A 17,291-nucleotide genomic window follows, 5' to 3' on the forward strand; every position below is an offset into this window, starting at 1 on the left:
TTGTCGGCGCGCCCGCCCGCTAAAGGACTGCGACGCGCCGGGTTCGGGCGGAGCGGCTACTCCGCCGCTTCGGCGGCGGGCTCGGCAGCCGGTTCGGCGTCGGGATCGAACCCGTCCTGATAGGTGATTTCGGCTTCCGCGCGACGCTGCTCCAGCCGCTGCTCGAGCGTCTGCTGGATATTGTTGCGACGCATCGCCTCAAGCGCGATCGGGCGGCTTTCCTGCGCGCTGACCGGGCGGGGTTCGGAGCCGGTGATGACCGCAACCGTCACATTGCCGCCCTCAGGCGTCACGAACGGCTCGCCTGCCGGAACGGCGCGGATCTGACGCAGGCGTTCCTCACCCACACGCGCGCTGTCCATCTGGGCGGGACCGCGGGTGAATTCTATGCCCATCGAGTTGAGCGAGGCGGCGACCTCGTCCATCGTCATGTCGTCCTCGAGCTGCTTGAGCATCGAAAGATCGCCGGGAAGCGGGAACTGGATGCGGTCGAGCGTATAGATCGTGCGGTTCGCGAACATGCTCGGATTTTCGTCGATGTAATTGTCGATCGCGCTTTCGCTCGGCACGGTTGCGGCCCGCTGCTCCCGCTGCTGAAGCAGCTGGATGAGAAGCGCGTCTTCAAGTTGGCGACGGCGGATAAGGAATTCGGGCGTCTGGTCGAGGCCATCCTCGCGCGCAGCCTGGGCGAGCAGGCGCCGGTCGATGATCCGCTTCAGGACGCCCTGACGCAGACGATCCTCGTCCACGCCTTCGGGCGCAGGAACCGTGGCAAGCTCGGTATTGACTTCCTGCAAGGTGATTTCCTCGCCGTTGACGACGGCGGCAACCTGGCCGGTCGGCTCGTTGTCGCATGCCGAAAGAAGAGCGGCGCTGGCGAGAAGGCCGATAGTGAGCAAGCGGTGTTTCATGGTTTTCCCTCCGGAAAGAAGATCAGGCAAGCAGCAGCCGTTGCAGGGCCGGGGGCGAGGCTGCGATGAAGTTGGCGGCGAAGTCGCGCAATTGTTCGAGCGCGTTTTCGCGATTGGGCGAAAGCATCGAGACGCGCATCAGCATCCCGTCGGGAATGTTCCCGGCCAGGTTGGCGCGCACGACGCTCAACCGCTGTTCGGCCCAGCTGCGCGGATAGGCGGAGCCGAGGCGGGTAAAATAGGCGACCTGCTCGACCCGGTCGGGGCCGGTGGCGGTGAAGAAATTGGACGGAATGGTGCGCCCGGCGGCAGCGATCGGCAGTTCCTGCGTCGGGGTCAGTTCGAACCCGCCGACCGGATAGCACACTTCGGGCCGATGAACCTGCAACACGCCGTCCTGCGTGTTGTTATAGGCCAGCAGCAACATGATCGGTGTGGCCTGTTCCTTCGAATAGACCCGCGTCGCGAGATTGTCGTACAAGCGGTCGCGCAGCGTATCGGGCGGGGGCAGGACCACGCCGCTTTCCGAGACGACCTCGTATCCACCGACGGTGCGCGGGACCATCTCCTCGAACTCTTCGGGATCGACCGGCTCCTTGTGCGGCGTGGGCATCCGCGCATAGGCGATGCCCGAGGCAGCGGCGAGCGCCCCGCCGATCAGCATGTGCCGCCGCGAAATCAGCGGCTGCGTCGCGCGGGTGGGGGCGCCGGGGTTCGCGAAATCCTTCTCAGCCATGCTTGCGCATCTTCCTGTTCCAGATGGGCCGGATCAACTCGTCGAGCGCGAAGGTCAGGCCCAGCGCGATGGCGAACATGAAGATGCCGGCGAAATTGTGGAGGAAGCCCTGCGCCGTTGCTTCGCCTGCATGATAGGTCAGCAGGATAAGGATGAGGACGCGGGCGAAATTGGCGATCATCGCGATCGGAATGACCAGCACGACGAGCAGCAACGCATAACGCCATTCGGCCTGGTGCCGCAGATAGACGTAGAACAGCGAGATCGCGGTCAGCGAGATGATCGAGTTGAGGCCGGAGCAGGCGGCCGCCACGAGCAGCTCGTACTGTCCGATATAGATGCGCACGCCTTCGCCGCCGATCGGATAGCCGAGCAGGTTTAGAAACGCGATGGATATGCGCGACAGCTCGATCTTCAAGGGGACGGTGATGGCCGCGACCAGCGTGTCGGGCGGGGGAAACGCGAAGCCGAGATAGAGCAGCGGGAACCACAGCTTCTTCATCGCGGTCCCGCCGATCATCGAATACAGGACGACGAGGAGGACGGCATACATGAGGTAGGCCTCGATCTCGACGATCTCTGTCACGCGCGCGAAGACGTAGAGCGGTACGAGCACGGCGAGGAGCGCGACGACGCGCCCGATGGGCGGCTGCGAGGCGAGGTGGCGGATCGGCGCCCATTCGCGCCAGAGCAGCCACAGGCCGGTGAAGAGGATGATAGGGCCGTGCGCGCCTTCTTCCCCGCTCCACCCTTCGCGGGCGACGAACAGCATGGTCGGGAGGATGAAGACGACGAGGCCGGCGAGCAGGATCAGCAGTGCAGGCGAGAACAGGCTGGCCGGATCGAGCGGGCGCTGCCCGCTTTGCTTGTCCGCTTCTACCACGCTTGCCATGTTCATCATTGTTCCGAGCTGCCCCACCCTCTCCGGGTGAATTGGACATTATAGGCGAAGACCCGGCGCGACAATGCCTATCGCGTCTGCTCTGCCGAACTGTCCTGTTATTGGATGCATTGCCGATAATACATTAACGCCGCCATAAGGCGAGACGCGTAGTTCGTATTATTCGGTCGCGGATAGCCTTTGGTGGCTCATCGGTCGTGAATTCTCGACGATTTGCAACTGGCTTCTTTTCTATGCAGGCGGTGAGGGGGGGGCAACGGTGCAAAAAAAGGGGAGCCGAAGCTCCCCTTTTCGTTTGGTTCTGCGCAGCTTCGCTTATGCGAAGTTGTAACGTACGCGGCTTTCGCGGACGGCAGGCTTGCTGCGACGCATGCTGAAGCCGACGGCTGCGAAGCCGAGGAGCAGAAGCGCCCAGGTGCCCGGCTCGGGAACGGCTGCGGTCGGTGCGAAGGAAATCGTACCGGCGAACGAGCCGTTACCGCGCGAGATGCCGTTGACGACGAGCGTCTGAAGACCGGCGACGGCGGGAAGCTCAGCGATCGCGCCGAACTCGTTGAAGCCGAACGGACCTTCGAACAGCGTGAATTCTTCACCGTTCAGGAAGATCGACGTGAAGTCCACGTCGGTCATGCTGCCGATCTGGACGGTCGTCGTGCTGGCCGAGCCGCTGAGAACACCGGACTCGTCGAGCGTGAAGGTGAAGGTCGCCGAGAAGTTGTCGATTTCGTCGACGGTCGCGGCGAATACGCCGGTTTCCGTGCCGTCTTCTTCTTCAAGGACGATTTCGCCGCCGTCGATCTCGACCAGTGCGGACGCTGGCGTAGCCAGTGCCACAGTGGCCAACGACGCAGCGGTCGTAAGCATTAGTTTCTTCATAGATTACCCCTTTTGAGCGTAGGATGTGACACCTCCCGGCGGGTCCGGTCGGCATCCAGTTCTAAACTGCGACCCTAATTCCGGTGGCTTTTGCCTTGCCGGAAACTCGTCTTAGTCGAGCGATGGAAGCGAGTCGCAATTCACTTAACAGAATCTTAAACTTGGTCAAAGTTCCTCGAAACACAGGTTTTTTTCATACTTGGCCCAATTGGACCTCGTTTGTGCCACTATGAAACGAAATTGCTCCAATTCGGCACAGATGAGGTCGAATGATCCTGTCGTAATTTGAGCCGTTAACGAAGGCCCGTAACCGTTGCCTAGCGGGACAATGTGTCATGCGCATGAATGATCCCGCGCTTCCGAGCTCGATCGAGCACATCATGCGTTCGGACGAGGAAGCCGCACATGCGAGCTTACATTAACACTTTTGATAATGTTAACGAATCGTTCCGTCGAACGGAGTCTGATCAGCGACGAGCCGATAAACGAAAACACGCTGTAACCCGCGGATTTCCTCGGTTCGTCGCAGCTATATGCGTGTCGTTTCAGACCATCGCAAGATGAACCCGGCCCAACGCCTTGTTTTGCGCCGTTAAGGTGGTTTTTACCCATTTAGAGAAAGTTCGCCCTCGAATTAAATGCGAGGGAAACTATGCGAAACGTAATGCGGCTGGCTTACCTGCCGGCGCTGATGGCGATAGCGGGCTGCGTGCCGGAAGATGGTACCGAGGACCTGCTAACCGTACCCGAACCGGTTGCCGTCGAAACGACACCCGAAGAAACGCCCGCACCTGCCCCTGCTCCGACGCCGACCCCGACGCAGTCGCCGACCGGCATCAAGAATGAGAAGGGCTACGTCGAACTCGATCCGATCGCGACGAATTTCGACAGGAGCGAGTGGATCGGAGGGCGCAGTCTGCCGGATTCCTCAGCACCGGACGTCGTGGGTGCATTCCGGTTCATCTGCCGCCCGAGCCACAATGCGTATGACGATCCCATCGTCTTTCCGGGCCAGAAGGGTGCAGCGCATCTGCACACCTTCTTCGGCAACACGATGACCGATGCGAATTCGACCTATGAAAGTCTCCGGACGACGGGCGACAGCACCTGCAACAACGCCCTTAACCGCTCAGCCTACTGGATGCCGGCCTTGATGAACGGACGTGGCCAGGTCGTCATGCCGGACGCCATCTCCATCTATTACAAGCGTCGCCCGGCGAGCGATCCGGCGTGCCAGGAAGGCAAGGGATGCGTCCCCGTTCCGCGCGGTCTGCGCTATGTCTTTGGCCGTACGATGTCCGGCCCGGGACCAGGCGATCACGTCTATTTCAAATGCATGAACGTGGACGGGAAATACGACAGTCTACCTGAAGCGGCTCGAAATTGTCCTTCAGGTCGGCAGATTGGTGCAGTTGTGGCATCGCCGCAATGCTGGAACGGAACCGAGCTCGACAGTGCCGACCACCGTTCGCACATGGCCTATATGCAGCGAGACCGGAACACCGGTCAGCAGGCCTGCCCGAGCACACATCCTTACACCCTGCCGCAATTTACGATGGGGGTCTGGTACACGACCGACGATACGCTCGACCGGTCGGGCGACCTGTCGACCTCGCGCCAGACGTGGTATTTCGCCTCCGATCGGATGGAAGGCAAAACCTGGCTTCCGTCGGGCCACACCTTCCATGCCGACTGGTTCGGCGCGTGGGACGACGACGTTCTCAAGACGTGGAATGACAACTGCATCGACAAGCTGCTGAATTGTGCCGGCGGTGACCTCGGCAACGGAACCGGGCTGCGGTTGAACGAAATCTCCCGTGAGCGGGACAACAATCTCGTGGATGTCCCGCCGCGAACCTGATTTCGCCGCACACGTCATTCGCTCAAGAAATGGGGCATCGCGCATCGGGCGCGGTGCCCTTTTTTTTCGAGATTATGGTCTAGCGGCGTAGCTGGACGACAATCTGTTGCTCCACTTTGAAAAAGCGGTATGCTCATTGGCGAGTCAGGTGTCTGAACACCGACCACCGGGAAGGATACTATGCCAAAAGCTGAAGCGGACCCTTTCGCTTGTCCGAGAATGCGGCCAGTGTCGCAGGATCGAAAATCGGGGATGTTGCCGTCGTGAACGTGCAACCCACCAATTCGGCAATGGTCAACGACCGGCCTGCGGCACCGCCGCTTCCGACACGGGTGAAATTTGCTTTCGGCTCGGGGGCGATGGCCAACGGCATCAAGAGTGCCGCCTTCTCCACCTATCTCATGCTGTTCTTCAACCAGGTGATCGGCGTTCCGGCGAGCATCGTGGGAACCGCGCTTGCGCTGACATTGCTGGTCGATGCGATCGTCGATCCCTTTCTCGGGCGGTGGGCCGACGTCACCCGCTCGCGGTGGGGCCGGCGCCATCCGTTCATGCTGGCCTCGGCCATTCCGACGACGCTGTTCTTCTTCTTCACCTGGTTTCCGCCGACGGGCCTCACCGATATCCAGTACGGCATCTGGATTTTCTGTTTCGCGGCAGCCACGCGAGCATCGATCAGCGCCTTCGAGATCAATGCATCGGCGATGGCTCCCGAACTGACCGAAATTTATAGTGAGCGGACCAAGCTGTTCAGCATCCGCTACTGGTTCGGCTATGCGGGGGCATACGGCTTTGCCGCCTTTTCGCTCGCCTTCATCTTCATCGAGAGCGAGGCCTATCCGCGCGGACAGCTAAACCCTGCGAGCTACGCGAATTTCGCGTTGCTCGGCGCCGGGCTCATCCTGCTCGCGATCCTCGTTTGCACATTCGGTACGCGCTCGCGGATCCCCTATTTGCGCCAAGCGGACCAGCGCGCGGATGGCGACAGCATGCCCGTGAAGGAGCATCTGGCTGAGATGTTCGCCGCATTCCGCAACCGAGCATTCCTCGCGATCTTCGGCTTCGGCGTATTCAAGTACACGGCGATCGGTCTCTACAGCGCGATCAACATCTATTTCGGCACGTATCTCTTCAAGCTGAACGCCGGGGCACTCGCATTGCTGACGCTGGACAGCTTTCTCGCCGCAACGCTCGCCGCGCCGCTTGCGCCCATTTGTTCGCGCATCTTCGGCAAACGCACGAGTTCGATGGTGTTCGCCGTACTCGGCGTTTCCATCGGCCTCTCGCCCCTCATCCTCAGCTATTTTGATCTGTTCTTCGTCGCAGGCGATGCCCTGCTGTTGCCGACCCTGTTCCTCATCGGAGCAGTTTATATGGCGATGGTCACAATTTCACTCATCAACACGACGTCGATGCTTGCCGACGTCGTGGAGGACAGCGCGGTCGAGACCGGGCGGCACACGGCAGGAACCTTCTTCGCGGCGAGCAGCTTCATGCAGCAATGCTCCAACGCGCTCGGCATATTCGTCGCGGGCCAGGTCCTGATGATCGCTCAGTTTCCCGAGAATGCCGATCCGGACACGATCGGCCAGCCTGCGCTGGACAGCCTCTTGATGAGCTATATTCCGATCAACCTGACATTGTGGACCATCGGTGCGCTCATTCTGCTATTCTACCCCATCACGCAGGCCCGCCATGAACGGAACGTCGAAATCCTGCGCGCTCGCGAGGCGGAAGCGCGCGAACAGCAACAACGCGACACGCCGATCGGCGGTCCTGCCAGATAACGAAGGAGAAGCTCATGGCTACCCAGCCGGAAATCGACACGCATAGCGAAGAAGAAGCCTTCCGCGAGGAAGTGCGCCAGTTCCTGGCGACCCATTTCCCGCCCGAATTGAAGGGCGAGGGCAATCCGGGCGCCGGCATCGAAGGCGACCTTGACGAAACCGAAGCGCAGAAGAAATGGCGCCTCGCCATGGGCGAACGCGGCTGGGGCACCCCTACCTGGCCGAAGGAATATGGCGGGGGCGGGTTGACGCGCAAGCAGGCTGCCATTCTCAACGAGGAACTCGCCAAGGCCGGGGCATATAATCCGATCGGCGGCATGGGCGTGATGATGTTCGGTCCCACGCTCCTCGAATTCGGAAGCGAGGAACAGAAGCACGAGCATATCCCCCCGATCTGCAAGGGCGAAGTGCGCTGGTGCCAGGGCTATTCGGAGCCCAATGCCGGTTCGGACCTCGCGAACCTTCAGACCATGGCGGAGGACAAGGGCGATCACTACCTCGTCAACGGTCAGAAGACCTGGACCAGTGGCGGCCAGTGGGCGGACAAGTGCTTCTGCCTCGTGCGCACCGATCGCAGCGACAAGCACAAGGGCATCTCCTTCCTGCTCATCGACATGGATGTGCCGGGCGTCGAGGTGAAGCCGATCCAGATGATCAGCGGCATGAGCCCCTTCTGCGAGACCTTCTTCACCGACGTAAAGGTCCCCAAGGAGAACCTCGTCGGCGAGGAAGGGCAGGGCTGGACCATCGGCAAGCGCCTCCTCCAGCACGAGCGCACGAACCTGTCGGGCGGTGGCAGCATGGCCCGGCTGATGGGCGCGAGCCTGTCGGACATCGCGAAGAAGTATATCGGCACCGATAGCGAAGGACGTCTGGCGGACCCCGTCATGCGCGACCGCATCGCCGATTTCGAGATCCGCTGGAACGCCTTCCTGCTGACGGCGCGTCGTGCCGCCGAGGAATCCAAGGCGCAGGGCGGCGTCTCCGAAATCAGCTCGGTCCTCAAGAAGGTCGGAACGAAACTCGGGCAGGAGCGCGCCGAAATGGCGATCGAGATCATGGGCCTCCAGGGGCTCGGCTGGGAAGGCGAAGGCTTCACGGACAGCGAACTGCGCGGCGTTCGTGCCTGGCTGTTCGGCAAGGCGACGACGATCTACGGCGGCTCGACCGAAATTCAGAACAACATCATCGCGAAGCGTGTCCTCGGCATGCTCGACCACCAGTAAGAAGGGGCCGCGAGAACATGGCTATCTTGAACGAAGAACAGGAAATGCTGCGCGACATGGCGCGCGACTGGGCGAAGAACGAAAGCCCGGTGACCGAATGGCGCAAGGTTCGCCGCGACGGTGACGAGGCTGCCTATGACAGGAACGCCTATGCGACCATGTCCGAAATGGGCTGGGCGGGCGTCATCATTCCCGAAGATCATGGCGGCTCCGACTTCGGCTGGCTCAGCGCCGGGCTGGTGATCGAGGAACTAGGCAAGACCATCACGGCAAGCCCGCTCGTCGCATCGACCATCGCGGCGAGCGCGATCATCATGGGCGGCAGTGACGAACAGAAGGCGAAATGGTTGCCCAAACTCGCCAGCGGCGAAGCCGTGGGGACGATCGCCGTGGACGAGGGGCCGCGCCATGATCCCTCGCAGATCGAGACGAGCGTATCGGCTGGCAAGATCAGCGGGACGAAGGCCTTCGTGCATGAAGCACACGGCGCCGATGTTTTCGTGGTCGCCGCAAAGGACGGCCTCTACCTCGCGGAGAAGGGCGAAGGCGTATCGCTATCGACGCGCAAGCTGGCGGACCTGCGCAGCCATGCGGAAGTCACCTTCGACGGTGTCGCGGCCGACAAGCTGGCAAGCGGCAAGGACACGCTGATCGACGACGTGCTGGACCGCGCTCGTGTCCTGACGGCGTGCGAGATGCTCGGCATGGCGCAGGCGATCTTCGACACCACGCTCGATTACCTGAAGCAGCGCGTGCAGTTCAATCAGGTGCTCGCCACGTTTCAGGCCTTGCAGCATCGCATGGCCGACCTGTTTGCCGATCTCGCGCTGATGCGTTCGGCGGTCGAGGGCGGTCTGCAGGCAATCGACGGCGGGTTCGGCATCTCGCGTGCCGCGACGCAGGCCAAGGCCGAAGCAAACCGCGTCCTTCATCTGATGAGCCGCGAGGGCATCCAGTTGCACGGCGGTATCGGCATGACCGACGAATACGATATCGGCTTCTATCTGAAACGCGCCCGCGTGCTCGAGGCGAGTTTCGGCGATACTTCGTATCTGAAGCGCCGCTTTGCGGAACTGAGCGGCTATTGACCCCTTGGATCCGCTCAGGGATCCGGAAGCACAAACCGACGTGGCTAGCGCGCAGCGTAGCGCGCTGGCCGAACATGCGCGGTTCGTCGACGCCAATCTGAAGAAGAATTACCGCGCGAATTTCATTCATGGCGTGCTCGGCATGACCGGCTTTCGCCTGATCTACGCGCCGACCATCATTCCTGCCTATCTGCTGCTTCTCACGGGAAGCACGGCTGCCGTGGGCCTCGGCGCAGCGCTGTTGCAACTCGGCGCGACCATCAGCCCCATCGCCAGCGGCTCGCGGATCGAACATCGCAGCCATATCCTGCCCTATGCCATTCGCGTGGGTTCGCTGATGCGGCTCATGATCCTGGGACTGGCGCTGGCAGCGTGGTTCCTGACCGGCGATCTATTGGTTGTCGCGACGTTCGCCTGCTTCCTCCTGCTCGGCTTTTTCACAGGCGCGCAGCGGGTCGCGTTCCAGATGCTGATGAGCAAGCTCATCCCGATCCGGCAGCGCGGCCGGTTGCAAGGCTATCGCAATTTCGCCGGCGGGCTGATCGCCGCGATCCTCGCCTATTTTGCCGGTGCCTATTTTATCGAGGATGCCTGGCTCGGGAACGGTTATGCGACGACCTTCCTCTTCGCCTTCCTGCTGACGAGCGCGGGCCTCGTCGTCCTCCAAACGATGATCCGGGAGCCTGCTGCGCCCATCTCCCGCCCACAAATGCCGATGATGGAACGGCTAAGGCAATTTCCCGAACTGATGGCGGAGAGGGGTTTTCGCAATTTCCTCATCGTGCACAGTTTCGCGACCGTCTCTCGCGTCGGCGGACCGTTCTGGACGGTCTATGCGGGCAGCGTCCTCGGGCTGGATGGCGCACTGATCGGGGGTTTGAGTTTCGTCTTTCTCGGATCGGACACGGTATCGAACATCATCTGGGGACCGATGGGCGATCGCTACGGGTTCAAGCGCGTCTATGCCGGATCGCTTATCTGCACCCTGGCCGGCATCGTCTGCCTCATTATCGGCGCGAGCGAAGCACCGATCTATGCCGCCTTCATCCTGCTCGGCATGGGAATGTCGGGATGGATGCTGGCCTCGACCACGATGGTCCTCGAATTCGGCAGCCAGGAAGACACGCCGATGCGGCTCGCCTTCACCACGACGGTCGAGGGCGCGATCGCTGCGGCGGGCCCGGTCCTCGCCGGTCTGCTTGTCGCGGGTTACGGCTTCGCGCCGCTCTTCACGATCATGCTTGCGGCCTTGGGGGCAGCCCTGGTGCTGCTCGTCTGGCGGGTCGAGGAGCCGCGGCAGTTCGATGCTGCCTGATCAGTTTTTCTTCGGCCCGAGAAGGCCTCCCGACAGGGATTGCGCATAGGCTTCGATCGCCGTTGCCGGATCGTCGAACCTCTGCGCCCAGCGGCGCGCGTCATAGGCTCCGTTCAGCGTCGACATCATCACCTGGCTGGCGATCAACGGATCGATCGGTCGCACCGAACCGTCCGCTATGCCGTCGATCAGCATCCCGGCGAAGCGGCGCGCCAGCCGGTTGGAGCGCGTGACGACATCTTCCCGGTGGCCGCTTTCAAGCGCTTGCAATGCGGTCGTGCGCAAAAGCGGCATGGCATCGAAGAACTGCAATTCCAGCAGTTCCGCCAAGATTCCCGTGGTGCGGGTCCAATAGTCGCCCGGCGCGTCGATCCCGGCCATCTGGATGGCTGACAGCCGATCGTAGCTACGCTGAAAACAGGCAAGCACGAGATCATCCTTCGCATCGTGATGATGATAGAAGCTGCCCTTCGTGACATTCAGCATTTCCGCGATGCGATTGATCGAGGCCCCGCGATAGCCGCGCTCGTTGATCATCAGCGTGGCAGCGCGCAGGAACTCGTCGTTCTGGCTTGGCGGTTCGCCAGTGTCGCTGCGCCAGCCACCGGGTGACAGCTTGGCCGGGTTCCAGCGTTCGGGCGCGCTCGCCACGCCATGTGCGAGAATGTCGAAGATGCGGTCCTCGATCCGCGGAAAATCGAGCGTCGAATAGCGCAGCGACCAGATCGGCCACCACATGAACGCCTCCAGCAGCATGTGAGCCTTTGCGGAAAACCGCGCCCGCTCTTCCTGCGACGCCGGCTCGCCGAAGAAGCTTCGCACGCAATCGACGATCTCGCGATAACGATCGAGCAGCGGTGCCTGCACCTCGTCATCGAGCGTCCTTATCTCGGACAATGCGGTGATGAGACCACGCTCGCCCTGCCGGATCCGGGTCCGCAGGCCCACATGCAGCGCGATGTACTTGCGCAGCCGCGCCGCCGGGTCCGCTTCGGCGAGCGCTTCGCTCGCCATCCCGTGCATGAGGTCTAGGGTTTCTTCGTAAACCGCAACCGCGAGCTTGTCCTTGCGCGGGAAGTAATAGGTGATGCTGGTTGCATTGAGACCGATGGCGCGCGCAACGCTCGACAAGGTCGTCGCCTGCAGCCCGACGTCATTGATCGACTTCGACGCCGCATGGACGATCGCCCGGCGTTTCTCGCCAAAGCGTTTGGTTTCACTGCTCTTGCTCGCCATGACCTCCCCCGAGAATGACGCGCGTTACATCAAACACGCCCCTGCTGCCAAGCGCAAGCGGCACGCATCAGCCGAACATGCCCGCCAGGTCCTTCTTCAGGATCTTGCCATTGGCATTGCGCGGCAGCGTTTCGTGCGAGAACGCGATCTTCACCGGCACCTTGAACTTGGCGAGCCGGTCGGCGACCCATTCCTGCAACTCCTCCTCGCTCGCCTGCGTACCCGGTGCGAGATGCACGACCGCTGCCGGCTCCTCGCCCAGTTCGCGATGCGGGAGGCCGATCAGTGCGGCATCCGTCACCGCCGGATGGTCGTAAAGGACGTTCTCGACCTCGCTCGAATAGATGTTCTCTCCGCCGCGAATGATCATGTCTTTCGCCCGATCGGCGATATAGCACCAGCCTTCCTCGTCGAGCCGGGCGAGATCGCCGGTCTTGACCCACCCGTCGACAAAGGTTTCGGCGGTGGCTTCCGGGTTCTTCCAATAGCCTTTCACCACCATCGGACCGCGCGCCCACAACTCCCCGATTTCGCCGACAGGCAGCTCGCGCGAACCGTCCTCGCTCATGATCTTCAGATCGGCGACGGCGACGGGCGGGCCGCAACTGTCGGGCCGGTTGAGGTAATCCTCGCTAGAGTGACCGGTGACGGTCGCCATCGTTTCCGTCATGCCCCAGCCATTGCCAGGCAGCGCGCCGAACTCCTCGCGGATCTTGCGGACCAGCTCGGGCGCGGCGGGTGCGCCGCCATAGGCGATCGCTTCCAGGCTGGAGAGATCGTAGTTCTTCCGCTCTGGATGTTCGAGCAATTGCCAGGCGATCGTCGGTACGCCGCCCGTCACATTGACCTTTTCCCGCTCGATGATCTGAAAGGCCTCGATCGGGTCCCACTTGTACATGAAGATAAGCGTGTTCCCGGCGGCGATATTCCCCATCAGTCCTGCCGAACAGGCGGTGACGTGAAACAGGGGAATGACGGTCAGCCCCTTTTTCGGGACGGGGTCAGGTATTTTCTCCCCGCGGCGCAGGACGGCACAGGCCGCGTTGTAGCCGCTCGACAGGATGTTGGTGCACAGGTTGCGATGCGTGCCGAGCGCGCCTTTCGGTCGACCCGTCGTGCCGCTGGTGTAGAAGATGGTCGCGTCGTCCTCGGGCGCGATCTCGACCTCGGGCAGTTCCATGGTATCGAGGGACTTGTAGTCGTTGGGCTTGCCGATGATGTCCTCGAGCCGCCTTGCGCCTTCCGGCTGGCCCTCGCATCGCGAAACGATAACCGTTTCGATTGCCGGACAGTCGCCGCGATGCTCGGCAATACGCTCCCACCGTTCGTCGTCGCAGACCAGCAGCTTCGTTCCCGAATCGGACAGGCCGTAAGCGAGCTCTGGCCCGGTCCACCACGCGTTGAGCGGGACGCAGATCGCGCCGATGGTGGTCGCCGCGAAGAACACGACTGGCCATTCGGGCAGGTTGCGCATGGCGAGCGCCACCCTGTCGCCCTTCGCGATCCCGTGTTCGCGAAAGGCATGCGCTAATTTCGCGACCGCCTGAAACCAGGCCGCGTAGGTCACGCGCTCGTCGTCGTAGATCATGAATTCGCGCTCGCCATACATCCGGCCAAACATGGCGAGGGCGCGAAGATTGGGAGGCGCATTCTTCCAGGTGCGCAGGCGGACGCCGCGGATGTCGACCTCTTCCATTTCGAACCGTTCGCCGGGAGCCGTCAGCAGTTCCTTGCACTGCTCCCGGCTCATGGCCGGCCAGTTGTCGGGCGGAACCCAGCCGATTGCCGATGCAAGGTTCGATGGTTGCGACTGCGAACTCACTCTATCTCTCCCGTGCCGATCGCACCAGACCGATGCGATTCTTCCGTTCGAAATCGATAAAGGCAGATGCGCCGCTGCGATGCAAGAGCACAAAACGGGAGAAGTTTCTAAACTTCGGGTATGAGGGTTCAATCTGCGCCGAAAGATGGCTATCGCAAAACGAAAGAACGAGCGGTATGCCGCCGAGCATAGAGCAGCAAGGGAAGAGGATATGGATGTAGCGGACCCGAAAGGGGCAGGTTTCGACGCCGACAAACTCGCCCGGATCGATGCGTTTCTCGAACGCGATTATATCGACAAGGGGCGGTTGAAGAGCACGCAGATCATCGTCGCACGCGACGGCAAGCCGGTTCATTACGGCCATCAGGGCATCATGCGCGAAGACGGCACGCAAATGCGCGAGGACGCCCTGTTCCGCATCGCCAGCATGACCAAGCCGGTTACCTCGATCGCCTTCATGCAACTCGTCGAGCAATGCAAGGTCGCGCTCGACGATCCGGTTTCGCGCGTCCTTCCCGAATTCTCCAAGCTCGGCGAATATGCCGGCGGCGGCGGTTCGATCCCCTTTGCGCCTACGAAGCGGGGTCGGCCGACGCGGTTCGTCGATCTGATGACGCATATGTCGGGGCTCACCTACGGCTTTCAGAACCGCAGCAGTATTGATGCCGCCTATCGCGAGGCGCGGCTGGACCTTGCCCGGCAGAACATCGATTCGGACGAATACATCGCGACGCTTGCGCGGATTCCGCTGGAGTTCGAACCGGGCACGCGCTGGAACTATTCGGTCTCGACCGATGTCCTTGGCGTCGCGGTTGAGCGGCTGTCAGGCATGAAACTCGGCGAGTATTTCGAGAAGCACATCTTCGGTCCGCTCGGCATGAGCGATACGGGATTCGATGTTCCTTCCGACAAGGCGGACCGCCTGGCCGACGTCTATCAGTATCGACCCGGCAAGGAGCCGCTGCTGATGGAGAAGGGCGCCGAGAGCAAGGCGCTGCAGGCTGCTCGGTTTCATTCGGGCGGCGGCGGCCTCGTCGGAACGGCTGCCGATTATCACCGCTTCGCAACGATGCTGCTCAACAAGGGCGAACTCGACGGGACGCGGATCATCGCACCCAAGACGCTCGACCTGATGACCGCAAACCATCTCCCGGGCGGCGCGGACCTCACGCAGATGAGCCAGAGCCTCTTCAGCGAGGCGAACAATGCCGGGACCGGGTTCGGACTGGGCTTCGCGATGGTGATCGATCCTGCGCGAACGTTGATGCCCGCGAGCAAGGGAGAATTTTACTGGGGCGGGGCGTATTCGACCGCCTTCTTCGTCGATCCGGTCGAGAGAATAACCTGCGTCTTCATGACGCAGCTCTATCCCTCTTCGACCTATCCCATCCGCCGACAGTTGAAGACACTTATCTATTCCGCTTTGAACGACAGCTACGCTTGAACGAAGGAGAGAACATGCCATCCCCCATCTCGACAGAAAAACAGGGCAACGTCCTTGTCGTCACCTCCGACAACCCGCCGGTAAACGCATTAGGCCAGGCGGTCCGGCAGGGCCTCAAGGAAGCCATCGAACAGGCAGGCTCCGACAGCGACGTCGAAGCGGTCGTCATCCGCTGTGACGGACGCACTTTCTTCGCCGGTGCCGACATCACCGAGTTCGGCAAGCCCCCGCAAGGGCCGAGCCTGCCCGAGGTCTGCGATGCCATCGAGGCATCTGACAAGCCGGTCGTCGCTGCAATTCACGGCACGGCACTTGGCGGAGGCTGCGAAGTTGCGCTTGCCTGTCATTACCGGATCGCTGTCGCCGATGCGAAGCTCGGCCTGCCGGAAGTTAAGCTCGGCCTCATCCCCGGAGCCGCGGGAACGCAGCGCCTGCCGCGCCTCGTCGGAGCCGAAGCGGCCCTGCCGCTGGTCGTCATGGGTAATCCGATCCCGGCCAAGAAAGCGCAAGGCATCGGTCTCGTCGATCACATCGTGACCGACGGCGATCTGAAGGACGCCGCCATTTCCTTCGCGCAGTCCAAGATCGGAGCGGATATTCCGCGCACTTCCGAAATGACGAACAATCAGGACGGCGTGAAGAACCCGGACATCTTCGATGACTTCCGGGCCAAGAACGGGCGCAAGCTGCGCGGTTTCGATGCGCCTAACGCGGGTATTGCGGCGGTGAAGGCCGCTGGCGAGATGTCCTTCGCCGAAGGCGTGAAGAAGGAGCGCGAACTCTTCACCCAGCTGATGATGGGAACGCAAAGCGCCGCCATGCAGCACTATTTCTTCGCCGAGCGCGCGGCGAACAAGATCGACGACGTGCCGAGCGACACGAAGCTCATCGACGTCAAGAAGGTTGGTATCATCGGCGCCGGAACTATGGGCGGCGGAATTGCGATGAACTTCCTCAGCGCGGGAATTCCGGTGACTATGCTCGAAATGAAGCAGGACGCGCTCGACCGCGGCACCGGCGTAATGCGCAAGAATTACGAGAACACCGCGAAGCGTGGCCGGATGACGGAAGAGCAGGTGGAAGGAGCAATGAACCTTCTCACCCCGACGCTTTCCTATGACGATCTGGCGGATTGCGACCTCGTCATCGAGGCGGTTTACGAGAACATGGACGTCAAGAAAGAAGTGTTCGCAAAGCTCGACGAAGTCGTGAAGGACGGCGCGATCCTCGCATCCAATACGAGCTATCTCGATATCGACGAGATCGCGACCGCGACGAAGCGTCCGGGCTACGTCATCGGTCTGCACTTCTTCTCTCCGGCGAACGTGATGAAGCTGCTGGAAGTCGTGCGGGGCGAGAAGACCCGCGACGATGTTCTCGCGACCGCGATGAAGCTGTCCAAGACCATCGGCAAGGTTGCCGCGGTGTCCGGCGTCTGCCCCGGCTTTATCGGCAACCGGATGCTTTCGAAGCGTCAGGAACAGGCTAACCAGCTTATCCTCGAAGGAGCGAATTACTGGGAAGTGGACGATGTCTTGCTGGAGTTCGGCTTCCCGATGGGCCCTTTCCAGATGGGCGATCTCGCCGGGCTCGACATCGGCTGGCACCGTGACCCCAACAAGGTGACGACCGTGCGCGAGGCACTGTGTGCCGCAGGACGGTTCGGGCAGAAGGCGGGCAAGGGCTTCTACGACTACGACGAAGCGCGCAACCGGACGCCATCTGACGAGGTGAAGAAAATCATCGCCGATTTCGCGGAGAAGGAAGGCAACGAGCAGCGCGACATCTCGAAAGACGAGATCCGCGAACGCCTGCTCTATCCGATGGTCAATGAAGGCGCGAAGATCCTCGACGAGGGCATGGCGCAGCGCGCGAGCGACATCGATGTCGTCTGGATCAACGGCTATGGCTGGCCGCTCTACACCGGAGGACCGATGTTCTGGGCCGACACGATCGGGCTGAAGACGGTCGTTGACGGCCTCAAGAAGCATGACCTTCCGGTCAGCGACTATCTGGCGAAGAAAGCCGAAGCGGGCGAACGCTTCAACAAGTAAATGCGTAGATATGAAAAAGGGCCGGTTCCGGAGA

At 61.6% G+C, this 17,291-nt stretch carries 13 protein-coding genes; 7 read left to right on the forward strand and 6 right to left on the reverse strand.

The features are described 5' to 3' along the window. Positions 1–56: 56 nt before the first annotated feature. The 4 genes from GRI38_RS13475 to GRI38_RS13490 form a co-directional block, all read right to left on the reverse strand. Positions 57–911 carry an EpsD family peptidyl-prolyl cis-trans isomerase gene (locus tag GRI38_RS13475; protein WP_160685251.1) on the reverse strand — a complete coding sequence of 285 codons (855 nt, stop codon included), beginning with the start codon at positions 909–911 and terminating at the stop codon, positions 57–59. A gap of 22 nt (positions 912–933) precedes the next feature. After that, positions 934–1,647 carry an exosortase-associated protein EpsI, V-type gene (gene epsI / locus GRI38_RS13480; RefSeq protein ID WP_160685254.1) on the reverse strand — a complete coding sequence of 238 codons (714 nt, stop codon included), beginning with the start codon at positions 1,645–1,647 and terminating at the stop codon, positions 934–936. Then, positions 1,640–2,548 carry an exosortase V gene (gene xrtV / locus GRI38_RS13485; protein ID WP_160685257.1) on the reverse strand — a complete coding sequence of 303 codons (909 nt, stop codon included), beginning with the start codon at positions 2,546–2,548 and terminating at the stop codon, positions 1,640–1,642. The genes epsI and xrtV overlap by 8 nt, the downstream gene beginning before the upstream one ends. A gap of 315 nt (positions 2,549–2,863) precedes the next feature. Continuing rightward, complete coding sequence (locus tag GRI38_RS13490; RefSeq protein WP_160685261.1) at positions 2,864–3,424, reverse strand: FxDxF family PEP-CTERM protein; 561 nt, start codon at positions 3,422–3,424, stop codon at positions 2,864–2,866. 652 nt (positions 3,425–4,076) lie between these two features. Here GRI38_RS13490 and GRI38_RS13495 point away from each other — a divergent pair. The 5 genes from GRI38_RS13495 to GRI38_RS13515 all read left to right on the forward strand — a co-directional run bounded on the left by GRI38_RS13495 (position 4,077) and on the right by GRI38_RS13515 (position 10,701). Continuing rightward, positions 4,077–5,285 carry a DUF1996 domain-containing protein gene (locus tag GRI38_RS13495; protein WP_160685264.1) on the forward strand — a complete coding sequence of 403 codons (1,209 nt, stop codon included), beginning with the start codon at positions 4,077–4,079 and terminating at the stop codon, positions 5,283–5,285. Positions 5,286–5,548: 263 nt separating this feature from the next. After that, positions 5,549–7,072: an MFS transporter gene (locus GRI38_RS13500; RefSeq protein WP_337191300.1), complete on the forward strand. Its 1,524-nt coding sequence runs from the start codon at positions 5,549–5,551 to the stop codon at positions 7,070–7,072. 14 nt (positions 7,073–7,086) lie between these two features. Beyond that, positions 7,087–8,298 (forward strand): acyl-CoA dehydrogenase family protein, encoded by a 1,212-nt coding sequence (locus GRI38_RS13505; RefSeq protein WP_160685267.1) that lies wholly within the window; start codon positions 7,087–7,089, stop codon positions 8,296–8,298. A gap of 17 nt (positions 8,299–8,315) precedes the next feature. Further along, the gene (locus tag GRI38_RS13510; protein ID WP_160685270.1) at positions 8,316–9,386 is read left to right on the forward strand and encodes an acyl-CoA dehydrogenase family protein; all 1,071 of its coding nucleotides are present in this window, start codon (positions 8,316–8,318) and stop codon (positions 9,384–9,386) included. Positions 9,387–9,426: 40 nt separating this feature from the next. After that, positions 9,427–10,701, forward strand: coding sequence for an MFS transporter (locus GRI38_RS13515; RefSeq protein WP_337191301.1), 1,275 nt, complete (start codon positions 9,427–9,429; stop codon positions 10,699–10,701). Here the strand turns inward: GRI38_RS13515 and GRI38_RS13520 are convergent, their stop codons facing one another. Then, a complete protein-coding gene (locus GRI38_RS13520) occupies positions 10,702–11,937 on the reverse strand; it encodes a TetR/AcrR family transcriptional regulator (protein ID WP_160685275.1) in 1,236 nt (411 codons plus the stop codon). A gap of 67 nt (positions 11,938–12,004) precedes the next feature. After that, the gene (locus GRI38_RS13525) at positions 12,005–13,687 is read right to left on the reverse strand and encodes a class I adenylate-forming enzyme family protein (protein WP_202390012.1); all 1,683 of its coding nucleotides are present in this window, start codon (positions 13,685–13,687) and stop codon (positions 12,005–12,007) included. Between the two features lie 283 nt (positions 13,688–13,970). Here GRI38_RS13525 and GRI38_RS13530 point away from each other — a divergent pair, with 283 nt between their 5' ends. Together GRI38_RS13530 and GRI38_RS13535 are read left to right on the forward strand one after the other, a co-directional pair. Then, positions 13,971–15,203, forward strand: a complete 1,233-nt coding sequence (locus GRI38_RS13530) for a serine hydrolase domain-containing protein (protein WP_160685281.1) — start codon at positions 13,971–13,973, stop codon at positions 15,201–15,203. A 14-nt stretch (positions 15,204–15,217) separates the two neighbouring features. Beyond that, positions 15,218–17,257: a 3-hydroxyacyl-CoA dehydrogenase NAD-binding domain-containing protein gene (locus tag GRI38_RS13535; RefSeq protein WP_160685285.1), complete on the forward strand. Its 2,040-nt coding sequence runs from the start codon at positions 15,218–15,220 to the stop codon at positions 17,255–17,257. Positions 17,258–17,291: the final 34 nt, after the last annotated feature.

It is taken from the genome of Parapontixanthobacter aurantiacus (genome assembly GCF_009827635.1).
GTDB lineage: Bacteria > Pseudomonadota > Alphaproteobacteria > Sphingomonadales > Sphingomonadaceae > Parapontixanthobacter > Parapontixanthobacter aurantiacus.